The following is a 17,065-nucleotide window of genomic DNA, read 5'->3' on the forward strand; positions in this document are numbered from 1 at the left end:
GGGCAGGCCTGGGAGGCGGGTGGGGTGATGCCCCGGTCTTTCAGGATGCCGCTCATCTTCTCGCCGAAGCTGCCCGGCTGGCTGATGCCGGAGAGGTCGCCCTTGACGTCGGCCATGAACACCGGCACACCGATGTTGGAAAACTGCTCGGCCAGCGTCTGCAGGGTCACGGTCTTGCCCGTGCCGGTGGCGCCGGTGATCAGGCCATGGCGGTTCGCCAGCCCGGGCAGGAGCTGGCAGGTGGTGGAGGCGTTCTGGGCGATCAGCATCGGTTCGGCCATGGCAAGGGTTCCTCAGGGAAGGCGGTTCGGGTGAAAACGTAAAATCGCGGTCTTATTAGATCAAAGCCAGAACGGGCAAAAGGACAATTTCGTGGCCGGACACAGCAAATGGGCAAATATTCAGCACCGCAAGGGTCGCCAGGATGAAAAGCGCGGGAAGATCTGGACCCGCGTGATCCGCGAGATCACCGTGGCTGCCCGTCAGGGTGGTGGTGATCCGGCCATGAACCCGCGCCTGCGGCTGGCCATCGACAAGGCCAAGGCCGCCAACATGCCGGCCGACCGCATCAAGTACAACGTGGACAAGGCCTCGGGCAACCTGGAAGGCCAGGCCCTGGAGGAGATCCGCTACGAGGGCTACGGCATCGGCGGCGCGGCCGTGATCGTCGACACCATGACCGACAACCGCGTGCGCACCGTGGCCGAAGTGCGGCATGCCTTCAGCAAGTACGGCGGCAACCTGGGCACCGACGGCTCGGTGTCGTTCCAGTTCAAGCACTGCGGCCAGCTGGTGTTCGCACCGGGTACGTCCGAAGACAAGGTCATGGAAATCGCGCTGGAAGCCGGTGCGGACGACGTCATCAGCGACGGCGACGGGGCCATCGAGGTGCTCACCTCGCCGGTGACGTTCGAGGCGGTCCGCAACGCGCTGGAGGCCGCCGGCCTCAAGCCCGAGGTGGCGGAGGTCACGATGCGGGCCGAAAACACCATCGAGCTGACGGGCGACGACGCCGCGCGCATGCAGAAGCTGCTGGACGTGCTGGAGGATCTGGACGACGTGCAGGACGTGTTCCACAACGCTGAAATCGGCGAATAAAGGTCGGCCCGGATGAAAGTACTCGTGATTGGCGGCGGTGGCCGCGAACATGCGCTGGCCTGGAAGCTGGCACAGGCCGATGGTGTGCAGCAGGTCTTCGTGGCGCCCGGCAACGCCGGCACCGCGCGCGACCCCGTGCTGACGAACCTCGACATCACCGACAAGGCCGCACTGCGTGCCTGGGCGCAAGGGCAGGGCATTGCCCTGACGGTGGTGGGCCCGGAAGCGCCTCTGGCGGCCGGTGTGGTGGATGAATTCCGCGCCCATGGCCTGCCCATCTTCGGCCCCACGAAGGCCGCCGCGCAGTTGGAGAGCTCCAAGGCGTTCTCCAAGGCCTTCATGCAGCGCCACGGCATTCCCACGGCGAAGTACCAGACCTTCACCGATCCGGCGGCCGCACATGCCTACGTGGACGCCGAAGGCGCGCCCATCGTGATCAAGGCCGACGGCCTGGCCGCCGGCAAGGGCGTGGTGGTGGCCATGACGGTGGCCGAGGCGCACGAGGCGATCGACTTCATGCTGGTCGACAACACCCTGGGCGTGGCCCACAACGAGGGTGGGGCGCGTGTCGTGATCGAGGAATTCCTCGTGGGTGAGGAAGCCAGCTTCATCGTGCTGTGCGACGGCGAGCACGCCTTGGCCCTGGCGACCAGCCAGGACCACAAGCGCCTGATGGACGCCGACCAGGGCCCCAACACGGGTGGCATGGGCGCGTACTCTCCGGCACCGGTGGTCACGCCGGCGGTCCACGAGCGGGCCATGAACGAGGTGATCCTGCCCACGCTGCGCGGCATGAAGGCCGACGGCATTCCCTACACCGGCTTCCTCTACGCCGGCTTGATGATCACGCCCGACGGTCAGGTCAAGACGCTGGAGTTCAACTGCCGCATGGGCGACCCGGAAACCCAGCCCATCATGATGCGGTTGCGCAGCAACCTGGCCCAGGTGCTGCTGTCGGCCACCCGCGGCGAGCTCGACCGTGTGGCGCTGGACTGGGATCCGCGCGTGGCGCTGGGCGTGGTGCTGGCCGCTGCCGGTTACCCGTTGAGCCCGCGCAAGGGCGATGCCATCAGCGGCCTGCCAGCCGATGAAGCCGACCGCATGGTCTTCCATGCCGGCACCAGCGGCGCAGCGCAAGGCGCGGTGCAGGTGTCGGGCGGGCGCGTGCTCTGCGTGACGGCGCTGGCCGATACCGTGGCCGGTGCGCGGCAACGCGCCTATGAGGTGGTGGATGCCATCCACTTCGACGGCATGCAATGCCGCCGAGACATCGGGTACCGAGCACTTTGAATTCCTCCGCCGACTACCCCGGGCCGAACGCGGTCCGGTTCCGTGGTTCTTCGCTGTCGCGCTGGCTGATGGCCCGTCTGGGCTGGCAGCTGCACTTCAACGGCTTTCCGCGCCTTCAGGGCGTGGCGATCGTCTATCCCCACACGAGCAACTGGGATTTCATCGTGATGCTGCTGGCCAAGTGGGCCATCGGCGTGCCGGCGCGCTTCTGGGGAAAAGACACGCTGTTTCGCGTGCCGCTGCTGGGCGCCTGGATGCGGTGGCTCGGCGGCATCCCGCTCGATCGCCAGTCGCCTCGCGGCGTGGTGGGCGAGATGGTGGACTTGATGACTCAGCATCGGCAGGAAGGACGCCTGCTGTGGCTGGCGCTCTCGCCCGAAGGCACCCGCCGTCGCGCGCCGGGTTGGCGCAGCGGCTTCTACCAGGTGGCGCTGGGCGCGGACGTTCCGGTGGCCCTGATCCAGCTCGATTACAGTCGCAAGCAGGTGAACATCACCGACTTCATCCGCCTGAGTGGCGACGAGGCGGTCGACTATGCCCGCATGGCCGCGTCTTATGAGAGCGTGCGCGGCCTGCACCCCGAACTTGCAAGTCCCGTGCAACCCTTGTCCAGGCCTTTTTCCGTTGATACGGCATGAGCATGCAACAGACCCCCACGTCCTTTGTGCGTGAGTACCTCACCGACCTGCAGGACCGCATCGTCTCCACCGTGGCGCTGGTCGATGGGGGCCGCTTCGTGGTGGACCGCTGGACCAAGCCGGCCGACGAACCGCTGCAGGGCAGCGGGATCACGCAGATCCTGGAAGACGGCGCCGTCTTCGAGCGCGCCGGCTGCGGCTTTTCCCACGTCACCGGGCCCCGCCTGCCGCCTTCGGCCACGCAGCATCGGCCCGAGCTCAGCGGTGCCCCCTTCGAGGCGATGGGTGTCTCGCTGGTGTTCCACCCCCGCAATCCCTACGTGCCCACCGTGCACATGAACGTGCGCATGATCGCCGCCACGCCGGCGGGGGGCGAGCCCGTGTGCTGGTTCGGCGGCGGGATGGACCTCACGCCTTACTACGGCTTCGAGGAAGACGCGGCGCATTTCCACCGTTCGGCAAAGAACGCGCTCGATCCTTTCGGTGTCGACAAGTACCCGCGTTTCAAGACCTGGTGCGACGAGTATTTCTACCTGAAGCACCGTGACGAGCAGCGCGGCATCGGCGGCGTGTTCTTCGACGACTTTTCCGAACTCGGCTTCGATGGCAGCTTCGCCATGATGAGCTCGGTGGGCGACGCCTTCCTGGACGCCTACCTGCCCATCGTCGATCGCCGCAAGAACACCGCCTACGGCGAGCGCGAGCGCAGCTTCCAGCTGTACCGGCGCGGCCGGTACGTGGAGTTCAACCTGGTCTGGGACCGGGGCACGCATTTCGGGCTGCAGTCCGGCGGGCGCTCCGAGTCGATCCTGTTGTCCATGCCGCCGCTGGTGAGCTGGGCCTACAACCGCAAGACGAAAAAGGGCACGCCGGAAGACCGGCTCTACAAGGAGTTCCTGGTGCGCAAGGACTGGATCTGATGGCCGCTACCTTGCCACCCCGGCGCGTGGGCATGTTCGGTGGGGCCTTCGACCCGCCGCACTGGGCGCACCGCGCACTCGCCGAGACCGCGCTCAAGCAGTTGGGCCTCGACGCGCTGCACATCCTGCCCACCGGCCACGCCTGGCACAAGTCGCGCGTGCTGTCCCCGGCCGACGACCGCGTGGCGATGTGCGAACTCGCCTTCGGCGATCTGCCGAACGTGCAGCTGGACCAGCGCGAAATCAACCGCGAAGGCCCGAGCTACACTGCCGACACCCTGCGCGAACTCAAGCGCGAGTACCCGCAGGCCCAGCTGTTCCTGATCCTGGGGGCCGACCAGTTGCTGGCCTTCAAAAACTGGGTGCGCTGGCAGGAGGTGCTCGACCTGGCCACGCTGGCCGTGGCCAACCGGGCCACCAACATCGGGGTCGACGCTCCCCTGGACCAGGCCACCGAAACCGATCTCTCCAGCGTCGATCTTCCCTTCGAGCTGCTCAACATGCCCCTGAAGAACATCAGCGCGACTGCCGTGCGCGCCCGCGTGGGCCAACCCGCGCAGAGCACCGGCGCGCTGGATGTTCTGGTGCCCGAGCCCGTCGCACGCTATATTTCACAACACCACCTCTACCAGTCCCCTACATGACCAGCGAAACCACCGCCAAGAAAGACATCCAGCGACTCCAGAGGGCCATCGTCGATGGGCTTGAGGACGTCAAGGGTCAGGACATCGTGGTTTTCAACACCGAGCACCTCTCCCCCCTGTTCGAGCGGGTCATCGTCGCCAGCGGCACGTCCAACCGCCAGACCAAGGCGCTGGCCGCCAGCGTGCGCGATGCCGTGCGCGAAGCCGGCTTCGACAAGCCGCGCATCGAGGGCGAAGACAACGGCGAATGGATCATCGTGGACTGCGGCGCTGCCGTGGCCCATGTGATGCAGCCCGTGATCCGCCAGTACTACCGCCTGGAAGAGATCTGGGGCGCCAAGCCCGTGCGCCTCAAGCACGGTGCCGAAAAGCCGGTGGCGCCGGCCAAGCCCGCCGCGAAGAAGAAGGCGGCCAAGGCACCTGAAGCCGCACCGGTTTCGGCCAAGAAGGTGGTGCGCAAGGCGGCCGCCAAGGCCGCGCCGCCCGCGCCCGCCAAGAAAAGCCCGGCCCCGGCCAAGGCTGCCGCACCCAAGCGCGGCGCCACCGCCGCCAAGAAGGCGCCGCTGCCCAAGGTGGTGGTTGGCAAGCCGGTCGCCAAGAAGACGGCGGCCAAGCCCGCCGCCAAAGCTGCGGCCAAGCCTGTGGCCAGGAAAGCCCCCGCCGCCAAGAAGAAGGCATGAGGCTGCTGATCGTCGCGGTCGGGCAGCGGGTGCCTGACTGGGCCCAGACCGCCTACGACGATTACGCCAAGCGCTTTCCACCCGAGTTGCGGGTGGAACTGAAATCCGTGAAGACCGAGCCGCGCGGCTCCAAGACCCTGGAGACGCTGCTGGCCGCCGAGCGCGAGCGCATCGAAGCGGCCATTCCCCGCGGCAGCCGGGTGGTTGCGCTCGATGAGCGCGGCACCACGCTCACGACCAAGGCCCTGGCCCAGCAGCTGCAGCAATGGCAGCTCGAAGGCGACGATGTCGCCCTGGTGATCGGCGGGCCCGACGGTCTGGAGCCGGCTTTTCGCGCCGCAGCGCACCAGCGCATCCGCCTGTCCGACCTGACCCTGCCGCACGCCATGGTGCGGGTGCTGCTGATCGAGCAGCTGTACCGGGCTTGGTCGGTCAATGCCAACCACCCCTATCACCGCGAATGACCGATTTCATCTACCTCGCTTCCCAGAGCCCGCGCCGCCGGCAGTTGCTGGAACAGTGGGGCGTTCGCTGCGAACTGCTGTTGCCCGATGCCGAAGAAGACGTGGAGTCGCTGGAGGCCGTGCGGCCCGGTGAAGCGCCCACCGCCTATGTGCAGCGGGTCACCGCGCTCAAGCTGGCGGCCTCGCTGGCGCGCCTGAAGCGCCGCTGCCTGCCGCCCGCGCCCGTGCTGTGCGCGGACACCACCGTGGCGCTGGGCCGCCGCATCCTGGGCAAGCCCGCCGATGAAGCCGAGGCCGCCGCGATGCTGGCCGATCTGGCGGGCCGACAGCACCGGGTGCTGACCGCCGTGGCCGTGGGCAGGCCGGGTGTCCGGGGCGATCGCACCTGGGCGGCGCTGTCCGCTTCCCGGGTCACTTTCGAGCCGCTGAGCGCGGCGCAGATCCGCCGCTACGTGGCCACGGGCGAGCCCATGGGCAAGGCCGGGGCCTACGGCATCCAGGGCCGCGCCGGTTTGTGGGTCAGCCACATCAGCGGCAGTTATTCGGGCATCATGGGTCTGCCTGCGCACGAGACCGCGCAGGTGCTGCACGCCGCCGGCGTGCGGCTGATCTGAGACGCCACACGCCACGGAGAAGGGCTTCATGAGCCAGGACATTCTGATCAATTGGTCTCCCCAGGAGACACGCGTGGCCGTGGTGGAGCAGGGGGCTGTGCAGGAAGTGCACCTGGAGCGCACCCTGGAGCGCGGTCTGGTGGGCAACATCTACCTGGGCAAAGTCTCGCGAGTGCTGCCGGGCATGCAGTCGGCCTTCATCGACATCGGGCTGGACCGCGCGGCCTTCCTGCATGTCGCCGACCTGATGCCCAACATCGCGGCCAAGCACGCGGCACCGCGCGAGCGCCCTGTGGCGCCATCGGCCGGTGAGGCCGACGTGGCGGCGGCCGGTGCGCCTCCCGTCAATGCCGGCACCAAACTGCTTGCGCCCAACCCGGTGCTGCCGATCGAGCGCCAGATCTTCGAGGGCCAGGCCCTGATGGTGCAGGTGCTCAAGGACCCGATCGGCACCAAGGGCGCCCGGCTCACGGCACAGATCAGCATCGCCGGCCGGCTGCTGGTGTTCCTGCCGCAGGACAACCACATCGGCGTGTCGCAGAAGATTCCACCTGCTCAGCGCGAAGCGCTGCGCCAGCGGCTCGTGCGATTGACCGCCACCGCCGACGGCAGCTCCGCCGGCGGTTTCATCCTGCGCACCAACGCCGAGGACGCCACCGATGACGAACTGGTGGAAGACACCGCCTACCTGCGCAAGACCTGGCTGCGCATCAAGGAGGCGGCCACGCGCCAGCCGCCGGCCACCTTGCTGCATGAGGATCTGAACCTCATGCAACGCGTGCTGCGCGACCTGGTGGGGGCCGACACGCAGTCCATCCGGATCGATTCGCGCGAGCAGCACGGCCTTCTGATGGGCTTCGCGGCCGAGTTCATGCCCGACACCGTGAGCAAGCTGCAGCATTACAGCGGCGAGCGCCCGATCTTCGACCTCTTCAGCATCGACGAGGACATCGCCCGCGCGCTCAGCCGCCGGGTGGACCTGAAGTCGGGCGGTTACCTGGTGATCGACCAGACCGAGGCCCTGACCACGGTGGACGTGAACACCGGCGGCTTCGTGGGCGCGCGCAACTTCGACGACACGGTGTTCCGCACCAACCTTGAGGCGGCGCAGGCCATTGCGCGCCAGCTGCGCCTGCGCAACCTGGGCGGCATCGTCATTGTGGATTTCATCGACATGGTGCGCGACGACCACCGCGAGGCGGTGCTCACCGAGTTCCGCAAGCAGCTCGCGCGCGACCGGGTGAAGACCATGACGGGTGGCTTCTCGCAGCTCGGCCTGGTGGAGATGACGCGCAAGCGCACGCGCGAATCGCTGGCGCACATGCTGAGCGAGTCCTGTGAAGCTTGCAGCGGCCGCGGCGCAGTGAAGACGGCGCGCAGCGTCTGCTACGACATCCTGCGCGAGATCCTGCGCGAGGCGCGCGCGTTCAACCCGCGCGAGTTCCGGGTGGTCGGGTCGCCCAAGGTGATTGAACTCTTCCTGGATGAGGAACGCGCCCACCTGGCGGGGCTGTCGGATTTCATCGGCAAGCCGATCTCCCTGCAGAGCGAGAGCTCGATGACGCAGGAGCAGTACGACATCGTGCTGCTCTGAGCCCGGGGGCTCAGGCCTCGGGGCGGAAGCTCTGCGCGTGCAGGCGCGCGTACAGGCCGTCGGCCTGCAGCAGCTCGCGGTGCGAGCCCTGTTCCCGGATGCGGCCGTCGGCCAGCACGATCACGCGGTCCGCGTGCTCGATGGTGGAGAGGCGGTGCGCGATCACCAGGGTCGTGCGGCCTTTCATGAGGCGGGCCAGGGCGTCCTGCACCAGCCGTTCCGATTCGTTGTCCAGCGCCGAGGTGGCTTCGTCCAGGATCAGCACGGGCGCGTCCTTGTAGATCGCGCGGGCGATCGCCAGGCGCTGGCGCTGGCCGCCCGAGAGCTCGGCCGCGTTGTGGCCCACGGTGCTGTGGATGCCCTGGGGCAGGCGCTGGATGAGCTCGCCAAGGTTGGCCGAGACGAGCGCCGCGCGCACACGCATTTCATCGATCTGATCGTCCGCCGCCCCCAGCGCCACGTTGGCGGCCAGGGTGTCGTTGAGCATCACCACGTCCTGGCTCACCATCGCGTACTGGCGGCGCAGGCTGCGCAGTTCCCATTCGGTGAGCGGCACGCCGTCGAGCCAGACTTCGCCGCGCTCGACCTCCACGAAGCGCGGCAGCAGGTTTACCAGCGTGGTCTTGCCGGAGCCGGACGGGCCGACGAAGGCCACCACCTCGCCGGGCCGGATGTCCAATGACACACCGCGCAGCGCGATCAGGCTGTCGTCGTCCTCGCGCGCGGGGCCGCCATCCTTGGCCGGATAGCGCACCCAGACATCGCGCAGCGAGATCGAGCCGGACACGCGGTCGGCGGTGTGCGAGCCCCCGGACTGCTCGGGCGTGTGCTCGATCAGCTCCAGGCCGCGTTCGAGCGCGGCCAGTCCCCGCGCGATCGGCGCGGCGATCTCGGCCAGGTGTCGGATCGGCGTGATCAGCATCAGCATGGCGGTGACGAAGGCCACGAAGTTGCCCACCGTCACGCCGCTGGTGCTGCTCTGCCAGAGCGCCACGGCGATGACCGCCGACAGCGCGGCCGAGGCCAGCAGTTGGGTCAGGGGCGTCATGGCGGCCGAGGACACCGTGGACTTGAGCGCGAGGCGGCGCAAGGCCATGCTCAGGCGGTCGAACCGCTGGCTCTGTCGCGCCTGGGCGCCGTGCAGGCGCACCATGCGGTGGGCGAGCACGTTTTCTTCCACCACATACGCCAGCTCGTCGGTGGCCTGCTGGCTGTCCCGGGTCAGCTTGTAGAAGCGGCGCGAGAGCACCCGCATGATCAGGATCAGGCCCGGAAAGATCAGCAGCACGATGAGCGTGAGCTTCCAGTTCAGGTAGAGCAGGTAGCCCATCAGGGCGATCACGGCCAGGCTGTCCTTGGTGAGCGTGAGGAAGGCCGTCACCAGCAGCTGCGAGCCGGTCTGCACCTCGTACACCAGGGTATTGGAGAGCCTGCTGGCGTTCTGCCGGGCAAACAGGGTCATCTGCGCGTCGTTGAGCTTGACGAACATCGCCCGGCGCAGGTTCAGCAGACCCAGGCTGGCCGTGTAAGAGAGGGCGTACTGGGCGGTGAAGCCCGCCACGCCCCGCATGCCGAAGAGCCCCATCAGGGCCACGGGCACCATCCACAGCTCGACATTGCCCTGGGCAAAGCCGCGGTCCAGCAGGGTTTTCAGCAGGGCGGGGATCAGCGGCTCGGTGAGGGCGCCGACCAGGGTGGCCACCGCCGCGAGGACAATGCCGGTCTTGGCCGAACGGAAATAGGGCCACAGGCGCAGCAGCCGCTGCGTGAGGGTGCCGTCCAGGGGCTTGTGCATTCGGGCGTTGTCGGTCAAGGGCAGGTCACTTCAGAAAACTTGCAGATTGGCGGAACAATGTAGCGCCACGGGAATCAAGCAGCGGATGCGTGCCGGGCAGACAGCGGCATGCACACATCTTGTCACGGAAGGCCAGGTGCCCTCCGTTATTATCAGTTGGTTGGCTGCGACGCATTCGCAGCGCCGCAACCCCAGGCACAAGCGACACACAGGATGCAGGATTTCACTCGACACGACATGCAAGCCCCCCTTCCCAGGCGATCCGTTCTCGGGCTCGTTTCCTCCCTCCCTCTGCTGACCTGGCCGCTGTCGTCGGCCCACGCCCAGTTCCGGGTGGAGGTCGCGGGTGTCGGGCTGACGCAGTTCCCGTTTTCCGTGGTCGGCTTCCGTGGCAATGACGCGGCCAGCGAAAACATCGCCGCCATCGTGCGCGCCGACCTGGAGCGCAGCGGCCAGTTCCGTTTTGTCGATCCCATCTCCGGTGGTCTGGACGAAACTTCGCGCCCCGACCTGGGCCCCTGGCGTGAGCGCGGCTCCGATTCGCTGCTCACCGGCAGCGTCTCCCGCCTGGCCGACGGCCGCTTCGACGTGCGATTCCGCCTCTGGGACGTGGTGCGTGGCCAGGACCTCGGCGGCCTGAGCTACCCCGTGGGCGCGCAGGATCTGCGCCTGGCCGCCCACCGCATCGCCGACCACGTGTTCGAGAAGATCACCGGCGTCAAGGGTGTGTTCTCCACCCGCATCGCCTACGTCACCAAGGCCGGCCAGCGCTACAACCTCTGGGTGGCCGATGCCGACGGCGAAAACGCCCGCGCGGCACTCACCAGCCCCGAGCCCATCATCTCGCCGAGCTGGGCGCCTGGCGGTGGGCAACTGGCCTACGTGTCGTTCGAGGCCCGCAAGCCGGTGATCTACGCGCACGATGTCGCCACCGGCAAACGCCGCTTGCTGGCCAATTTCAAAGGCTCCAACAGCGCGCCCTCGTGGTCGCCCGACGGCCGTTCGGTGGTGGCCACGCTGTCGCTCTCCGGCAATGCGCAGATCTACACCATGGATGCCAACGGCGGCGAACCCCGGCGCCTGAGCCAGTCCGCGAGCATCGACACCGAGCCCGTCTTCAGTCCCGACGGCAAGAGCATCTACTTCGTGAGCGATCGGGGTGGCTCGCCGCAGGTCTACCGCATGAGCGCCCAGGGCGGCAATGCCCAGCGCCTCACGTTCACCGGCAACTACAACATCTCGCCCGCGCCCAGCCCGGACGGTCGCTGGCTCGCCTTCATCTCCCGCATCAATGGGGCCTTCCGGCTGCACGTGATGGACCTGGGCAGCGGCACGGTGACGGCCCTGAGCGAGTCCAGCGGCGACGAAAGCCCGAGCTTCGCGGCCAACAGCCGCATGATCATCTACGCCACCCGGGACCGGGGTCAGGAAGCGCTCATGACGACCACCGTCGACGGGCGCATCAAGACCCGCCTGGCCGGCGCCCAGGGCGACATTCGCGAGCCCGAGTGGGGCCCCTTCCTCAAATGAGCGGCAGCGCACAGCGAATCTGAGCTGCGTCCGCTACCTTCTTTCTTGTTTATTTTCCAAAGGAATCTTCCATGTCCAACAACAACGCTTCCGCACACACGTCCCCTCGCACTTCGGGCCGCTGGCTGCGCCTGATCGCCGGCATCAGCCTGGTGGCCGCCCTCGCGGCCTGCAGCTCCGGCGTGAAGCTTGACAACGTGCCGGTGGAAGACCGCACGGGCTCGGCTGCCGGTGCCGGCGGCGCGGGTGGCCAGTCGGGTGCGGTGGACCCGCGCGGCGTCTCGGGCGTCTCGGTCAACGGCGCGGATTCGGCCCAGCCCAATGCCCTGAACCGCGTCATCTACTTCGACTACGACAGCTTTGAAGTCAAGAACGAGTCGGCGGCCACGCTGGAAGCCAATGCGCGCTACCTCAACGCCAACCGCACGCGCCGTGTGAACCTCGAAGGTCACACCGACGAGCGCGGCGGCCGTGAGTACAACCTGGCTTTGGGTCAGAAGCGCGCCGAGGCCGTGCGCCGCGCCCTGTCGCTGCTGGGCGTGCCCGAAACCCAGATGGAAGCCGTGAGCTTCGGTGAAGAGAAGCCCGCCCAGACCGGCTTCGACGAAGCCGCCTTCAGCAAGAACCGCCGCGTTGAACTGACCTACCGTTGATTCCCATGTTGAACCGCTTGCGTTTTGCCTCCAGCCTGCTGGGTGCGGGGTCTCTCGCGGTGGCCGCGCTGTGGCCCCTGCAGGCGCACGCCCTGTTCGGCGACGACGAGGCCCGCCGGGCCATTCTGGAATTGCGTCAGAAGGTCGATGCGAACCAGCAGGCCGATGAGGCCGCCAAGACCGAGGCCCGCGAGAGCAATGCGGCCACCCGCCGCAGCCTGCTCGAGCTTTCCAACCAGATCGAGCAGCTGCGCGCCGAGCTCGCGCGCATGCGCGGGCAGAACGAGCAGCTGGCCCGCGAGGTGTCCGAGCTGCAGCGCCAGCAGAAGGACGTGCAGGCCGGCGTGGACGAGCGCCTGCGCAAGGTGGAGCCGCTGCGCATCGATCACGACGGGCAGAGCTTCACGGCCGCGCCGAATGAAAAGCGCGACTTCGACGCCGCCATGGATTTGCTGCGCAAATCCGAGTTCGGTCCTGCGGCGAGTGCCTACAACGCCTTCCTGGTGCGCTATCCGGCCAGCGGCTACCGGCCCTCGGTGCTGTACTGGCTGGGCAACGCGCAGTACGCGAACCGCGCCTACAAGGAAGCGGTGGAGACCCATCGCCGCCTGGTGAGCGAGTTCCCGACCCACATGCGCACGCCCGAAGCCATGCTGGCCATGGCCAACAGCCAGATCGAACTCAAGGACACCAAGGGTTCGCGCAAGACGCTCGAAGACCTGGTGAAAGCGCATCCGAACTCGGAAGCCGCCGCGGCCGGCCGCGAACGCCTCGCGCGCCTGCGCTAAGGTGAGGGGCACACGGCGCCAGGGCGGTGCCGTGTCCTTCGCCGGGTGAGGGCGTTGGCCGCCTCCTACAATGGCGGCCATGGAAATTGCCGACTTTCTCAAATTGCAGACCCAGGTTCTCTGGGCTGCCTTCGCCGTGGCCGTGGCCTTCGGCTTCATTGCCCAGCGCACCCATTTCTGCACCATGGGCGCGATCAGCGACATCGTCAACATGGGCGACTGGACCCGCATGCGCATGTGGGGCATGGCGGTCGGCGTGGCCATGCTGGGCTTCTACGGCATGGCCTGGCTGGGCTGGATCGATGCGGGCAAATCCATCTACACCACCGGCCGCATCATCTGGCTCTCGGCCCTGGTGGGTGGTGCGCTGTTCGGGTTCGGCATGGTGCTGGCGTCGGGTTGCGGCAGCAAGACGCTGGTGCGCATCGGTGCCGGCAGCCTGAAATCCCTGGTGGTTTTCTTCGTGATGGGCTTTGCCGCTTTCGCGACCCTGCGCGGTGTGCTCGCGGTGCTGCGCGTCAACACGGTGGACAAGGTGGCCATCGACATCCCTGCCGGCGGTGCGATTCCCATGTGGGTTTCCAGCGGGCTGGGCATGGAGCCCGGGCTTACCGGCCTGTTGCTGGCGGTGCTGGTGGGCGGCGCGCTGGTCGTGTGGGCCTTGCTGGGTTCCGAATTCCGCAGCTTCAACAACCTGCTGGGTGGTCTGGGCATCGGCCTGGTGATTGTGGCCATGTGGTGGGTCAGCGGCCACCTGGGCTTCGTGGCTGAACACCCCGAGACGCTGGAGGCGGTCTACCTCGCCTCCAACTCGGGGCGCATGGAGTCGCTCACCTTCACCGCGCCGATGGCCTACACGCTGGACTGGCTGATCTTTTTCAGCGACACGTCCAAGCTGCTGACCTTCGGCGTGGTCACCGTGGCGGGCGTGGTCGTGGGGTCGCTCGCGTGCGCGCTGATCGAAGGCAGCTTCCGCTGGGAAGGCTTTCGCAGCACGCAGGACACCGCCTTGCACATCGCGGGCGCGGCCTGCATGGGCGTGGGTGGCGTGACCGCGCTGGGATGCACGGTGGGGCAGGGCCTGTCCGGCCTGTCCACCCTGAGCTTCCTCAGCATGATTGCTGTCACGGGCATCGTGCTCGGTGCCATCGGCGGCTTCCGCTTCCAGATGTGGCTGCTGGACCGCGAGTGAACACAACCCTCCCGCTCGAGGTGTTCGAGCGCCGCTTCGGCGGGCTTCGGCGCCTGTACGGTGTGGAAGGCGCGCAGCGCATCTTCGATGCCCACGTGGTGGTGGTCGGCATTGGCGGTGTGGGTTCGTGGGCGGTCGAGGCCTTGGCCCGCAGCGGGGTTCGACGGCTCACGCTGATCGACTTGGACCACGTGTCCGAGTCCAACATCAACCGCCAGATCCACGCGCTCGAGCCCACGCTTGGGCAGGCCAAGGCCGAGGCCATGCGCGAACGCATCGCGCTTTTCCATCCCGGCTGCGTGGTGGACGTGATCGACGAGTTCGTGACGCCGGATAACTGGCCCGGCCTGCTGGACGCCTTGCCGTCGGCCCTGATCGATGCCTGCGATCAGGTGCGTGCGAAGACGGCGTTGGCGGATTGGTCCATCACGAACAAGGTGCCATTCGTGACCGTGGGCGCGGCCGGCGGCAAGCGATTGGCCCAGGCCGTGGAGGTAGCCGACCTGGCAGACACCACGCACGACCCCTTGCTGGCGCAGTTGCGCTACCGGCTGCGCAAGCACCACGGCGGCGCGCGCGCCGGCCGGATGGGCGTGGCCTGCGTGTTCAGCCGGGAGGCGGTGGCACCGCCGGATGCCTCCTGCGAACTGGGCGACAACGACGGCTCGCTCAACTGCCACGGCTATGGCTCCGCGGTGAGCGTGACCGCCACGTTTGGCCTGTGCGCGGCAGGCTGGGTGATGAATGTGCTGGCCGCAGACGCAAAAAAATCGCACGGACTTCAAAGGACCGTGACAACCACGCTATAATTTGAGGCTTGGCGCAGCAGTCGATAAGACTCGAACCCGGTGCAGGTCACTGGCGTTCACGCAAAATCCCTTCGGGGGCGTTAGCTCAGTTGGTAGAGCAGCGGACTCTTAATCCGTAGGTCGAGTGTTCGAGTCACTCACGCCCCACCACCGTTTCCTGCGGTTGCCCTCGGCAGCCAGACCCTTTTTGATGGGACGTTAGCTCAGTTGGTAGAGCAGCGGACTTTTAATCCGTTGGTCGGCAGTTCGAGCCTGCCACGTCCTACCAAAGATCTAGGGACTTAGTCGCAAGGCTAAGTCCCTTTTTCTTGTGTCCGTGGGCGGCTCTTCAACGGGTCCGAAGCACAGCAGGGCAGCCGTTTCTTCATCGGCGTCCAGAACGATCTGGAAGTCACCCTGCAGGCTGCGCATCACGCGCTGGCAGAACACGAGTCCGGTGCCCAGGCCACCCCAACCCTGGAAGCGGCCTGCCGTCAGGGCCTCGCGGACCTCGTCTGGCGGTCGCTGGCCGTTGTGCGAGAAGCGGATGCAGTGCATGCCTTCCTGGATGCACAGGGAGATCTTCAGGCGTGGCTTGGCCACGCGGTGCAAGGCGTCCAGGGCCTGGCGCATCAGCGTGAAGAGCACCAGTTGCAGGAGCGCGGCCTTCGCGGGCAGTGGGACATCGTGCTCGATGTCGACCGTGACCCAGTCCTTCTCCCTGCTGGCAAAGGGATAGCTCTGGAGCACCCAGCCCAGCGCCCCGGAGGCGAACGAGGCGACCGGTTCGCGGGGCATGGAGGCGCTTTGCGATGTTTCGGCCGCCCAGGTCATCAGGGACTGGCAATGCCGGGCACTTCGCTCGGTGGCTTCCAATGCCTGCTTCAAAGGACCCGTGGGTGTTGGCGCGGTGGAGAAGGCTCCCAGGCTCCGGGCCTGGGCACGCGCATAGCCCTGAATCACCGAAAGCGGCCCATTGACTTCGTGGGCCAGGAAGGCGAGTGCATCGCGCAAGCCGGTGCCGCCCTCCGATGCCTGGCACTGCTGGGTGTGCAGGGCCAGGGCTTCGTGGAGGTATCGGCTGGCCACGTCGGCTTGCCAGGGCTTCTCGAGGATGCGGAACACGCGCACCTCGTTGATCGCGGCGAAATCGGCTTGAGGTTCGCTTGCATCGGTGATCAACAGGCGGATCAGTTGGGCATCGCGTGCCGGCTCGCTATGCGGCAACGCCGTGGCCATGCGTCGAAGCAGGCGATGGTCTGCCGCGATCACCGCCACGTTTGCACCCCGGTCGCGCAAGTGCCGCAAGGCCTCGTCTTCGTCGCGCAAGTCCCGGACAGGGAAAGAGGCCCGGTGCAAGGATTCGATGAAGCCCTGTGGCAGCGGTTCTTGGTCCACGAGCAGGATCTCCCGGTGTGGGCAGTGCAAGTGCTTCATGCCTCAGTCCTCCGAGGGCAGCGTGTCGAACCCGGTCTCGAAGCGCAAGGGAACCTGGGGGTTCTGTTGAATGAATTCATGCACCGAGCCCTTGCGAGAGTTCTTGGCGTGGTACATCGCACGGTCCGCCAATTGCAGCAAGGTTTTGCCGGACCGGCCATGCAGCGGGGCATAGGCGATCCCGATCGATGTGCTGATGACGAGTTGATGGCGCTCGTTCGGTTGCCAGGGCACGAGCATCAACTCGTTGATGCTCGTGGCGATGCGCCGGGCTTCCTCGCAATCGGAGATGGACAGCAGGATCACGAACTCATCGCCGCCGATGCGGGCCACCAGGGGATTGGACGCCGGGTGATGGCCTGCCGCCTGCTGGCTGTGTCGGACCGCCAGCCCCAGGCGGCGCGCGACTTCGCACAGGCACAAATCGCCGATGAGGTGGCCCAGGGTGTCGTTGATGTGCTTGAGATCGTCCACATCCACGAAAAGCAGCGCGTACTGCAACTCCTCCTGGTGAAGGAGGTTCAGGTGGTTGTCCAGCTGCTGCATGAAATGGGAACGGTTGAACAGCCCCGTCAGAGAGTCCAGCTGCGAGAGCTCGATAAGGCGTGCCTCGGTCTGCTTGCGCAATGAGATGTCGGACATGACGCAGGCGTGCCGGAAGCCGTTGGTGTCGTGGTACCGGTCCACGACCAGGCGAACGGGCAGGGCCCCTTCATCCGAGCGGCGCAGCCAGATGTCGCCCTTCCAGTGGCCTTCGACGACCAGATGGTCTTCGATGGTGGCGGCGAGCGCGGCGCTGCGCTCGTCCAGCATGTGCCTGAGCGACAGGTCGGGTGGCGTGTTGCCTTCAAATCCCATCATGCGCAAGGCCGCCGGATTGGCGAACTCGAGCCGCAGATCCGCAGACATGACCAGAACCGCTTCCGAGGTGTTGAGCAAA

Annotated in this window: 18 protein-coding genes and 2 tRNA genes; 16 read left to right on the forward strand and 4 right to left on the reverse strand. The window is 67.0% G+C overall.

All coding sequences use genetic code 11. From position 1 onward, the window contains the following. The coding region (locus tag AC07ZS_RS25540) for a helicase HerA-like domain-containing protein (protein WP_494801263.1) at positions 1 to 281 on the reverse strand (281 nt) is incomplete at its 3' end. A 91-nt stretch (positions 282 to 372) separates the two neighbouring features. Between AC07ZS_RS25540 and AC07ZS_RS25545 the strand changes: the two genes are divergently transcribed. Genes AC07ZS_RS25545 through AC07ZS_RS25585 form a run of 9 tightly spaced genes read left to right on the forward strand, consistent with a single transcriptional unit; the run spans position 373 to position 7,942 of the window. Continuing rightward, the gene (locus AC07ZS_RS25545) at positions 373 to 1,098 is read left to right on the forward strand and encodes a YebC/PmpR family DNA-binding transcriptional regulator (RefSeq protein WP_382157700.1); all 726 of its coding nucleotides are present in this window, start codon (positions 373 to 375) and stop codon (positions 1,096 to 1,098) included. 12 nt (positions 1,099 to 1,110) lie between these two features. After that, on the forward strand, positions 1,111 to 2,388 hold the full coding sequence (purD, locus tag AC07ZS_RS25550; protein ID WP_494801264.1) for a phosphoribosylamine--glycine ligase: 1,278 nt from the start codon (positions 1,111 to 1,113) through the stop codon (positions 2,386 to 2,388). Continuing rightward, positions 2,385 to 3,026: a 1-acyl-sn-glycerol-3-phosphate acyltransferase gene (locus tag AC07ZS_RS25555; RefSeq protein ID WP_494801265.1), complete on the forward strand. Its 642-nt coding sequence runs from the start codon at positions 2,385 to 2,387 to the stop codon at positions 3,024 to 3,026. The genes purD and AC07ZS_RS25555 overlap by 4 nt, the downstream gene beginning before the upstream one ends. 2 nt (positions 3,027 to 3,028) lie before the next feature. After that, positions 3,029 to 3,946 (forward strand): oxygen-dependent coproporphyrinogen oxidase, encoded by a 918-nt coding sequence (hemF, locus tag AC07ZS_RS25560; protein ID WP_494801266.1) that lies wholly within the window; start codon positions 3,029 to 3,031, stop codon positions 3,944 to 3,946. Beyond that, positions 3,946 to 4,590: a nicotinate (nicotinamide) nucleotide adenylyltransferase gene (gene nadD, locus AC07ZS_RS25565; RefSeq protein WP_494801267.1), complete on the forward strand. Its 645-nt coding sequence runs from the start codon at positions 3,946 to 3,948 to the stop codon at positions 4,588 to 4,590. Before hemF ends, nadD begins: the two co-directional genes overlap by 1 nt. Next, positions 4,587 to 5,270 carry a ribosome silencing factor gene (gene rsfS, locus AC07ZS_RS25570; RefSeq protein ID WP_494801268.1) on the forward strand — a complete coding sequence of 228 codons (684 nt, stop codon included), beginning with the start codon at positions 4,587 to 4,589 and terminating at the stop codon, positions 5,268 to 5,270. The genes nadD and rsfS overlap by 4 nt, the downstream gene beginning before the upstream one ends. Then, entirely contained in the window at positions 5,267 to 5,734 is a 468-nt protein-coding gene (gene rlmH, locus AC07ZS_RS25575; RefSeq protein ID WP_291117046.1) for a 23S rRNA (pseudouridine(1915)-N(3))-methyltransferase RlmH, read from the forward strand. Before rsfS ends, rlmH begins: the two co-directional genes overlap by 4 nt. After that, complete coding sequence (locus AC07ZS_RS25580; RefSeq protein WP_494801269.1) at positions 5,731 to 6,348, forward strand: Maf family protein; 618 nt, start codon at positions 5,731 to 5,733, stop codon at positions 6,346 to 6,348. The genes rlmH and AC07ZS_RS25580 overlap by 4 nt, the downstream gene beginning before the upstream one ends. A gap of 28 nt (positions 6,349 to 6,376) precedes the next feature. Further along, a complete protein-coding gene (locus tag AC07ZS_RS25585; RefSeq protein WP_494801270.1) occupies positions 6,377 to 7,942 on the forward strand; it encodes an Rne/Rng family ribonuclease in 1,566 nt (521 codons plus the stop codon). A 10-nt stretch (positions 7,943 to 7,952) separates the two neighbouring features. Here the strand turns inward: AC07ZS_RS25585 and msbA are convergent, their stop codons facing one another. Further along, complete coding sequence (gene msbA / locus AC07ZS_RS25590) at positions 7,953 to 9,737, reverse strand: lipid A export permease/ATP-binding protein MsbA (protein WP_494801284.1); 1,785 nt, start codon at positions 9,735 to 9,737, stop codon at positions 7,953 to 7,955. A gap of 237 nt (positions 9,738 to 9,974) precedes the next feature. Here msbA and tolB point away from each other — a divergent pair, with 237 nt between their 5' ends. The 7 genes from tolB (at position 9,975) to AC07ZS_RS25625 (ending at position 14,977) form a co-directional block, all read left to right on the forward strand. Further along, a complete protein-coding gene (gene tolB, locus AC07ZS_RS25595; RefSeq protein ID WP_494801271.1) occupies positions 9,975 to 11,267 on the forward strand; it encodes a Tol-Pal system beta propeller repeat protein TolB in 1,293 nt (430 codons plus the stop codon). Positions 11,268 to 11,338: 71 nt separating this feature from the next. Further along, positions 11,339 to 11,920: a peptidoglycan-associated lipoprotein Pal gene (gene pal, locus AC07ZS_RS25600; RefSeq protein ID WP_494801272.1), complete on the forward strand. Its 582-nt coding sequence runs from the start codon at positions 11,339 to 11,341 to the stop codon at positions 11,918 to 11,920. Positions 11,921 to 11,925: 5 nt separating this feature from the next. Then, on the forward strand, positions 11,926 to 12,708 hold the full coding sequence (ybgF, locus tag AC07ZS_RS25605) for a tol-pal system protein YbgF (RefSeq protein WP_494801273.1): 783 nt from the start codon (positions 11,926 to 11,928) through the stop codon (positions 12,706 to 12,708). Positions 12,709 to 12,787: 79 nt separating this feature from the next. Further along, on the forward strand, positions 12,788 to 13,900 hold the full coding sequence (locus AC07ZS_RS25610) for a YeeE/YedE family protein (protein WP_494801274.1): 1,113 nt from the start codon (positions 12,788 to 12,790) through the stop codon (positions 13,898 to 13,900). Continuing rightward, entirely contained in the window at positions 13,897 to 14,709 is an 813-nt protein-coding gene (locus AC07ZS_RS25615; RefSeq protein ID WP_494801275.1) for a tRNA threonylcarbamoyladenosine dehydratase, read from the forward strand. The genes AC07ZS_RS25610 and AC07ZS_RS25615 overlap by 4 nt, the downstream gene beginning before the upstream one ends. Positions 14,710 to 14,783: 74 nt before the next feature. Next, a tRNA-Lys gene (locus AC07ZS_RS25620) sits at positions 14,784 to 14,859 on the forward strand. 42 nt (positions 14,860 to 14,901) lie between these two features. Further along, a tRNA-Lys gene (locus AC07ZS_RS25625) sits at positions 14,902 to 14,977 on the forward strand. Between the two features lie 5 nt (positions 14,978 to 14,982). Here the strand turns inward: AC07ZS_RS25625 and AC07ZS_RS25630 are convergent. Continuing rightward, complete coding sequence (locus AC07ZS_RS25630) at positions 14,983 to 16,125, reverse strand: sensor histidine kinase (protein WP_494801276.1); 1,143 nt, start codon at positions 16,123 to 16,125, stop codon at positions 14,983 to 14,985. Between the two features lie 3 nt (positions 16,126 to 16,128). Then, positions 16,129 to 17,064: a diguanylate cyclase domain-containing protein gene (locus tag AC07ZS_RS25635; RefSeq protein WP_494801277.1), complete on the reverse strand. Its 936-nt coding sequence runs from the start codon at positions 17,062 to 17,064 to the stop codon at positions 16,129 to 16,131. Between the last annotated feature and the right edge of the window lies 1 nt (position 17,065).

It is taken from the genome of Hydrogenophaga sp. GW456-12-10-14-TSB4 (assembly GCF_059424305.1).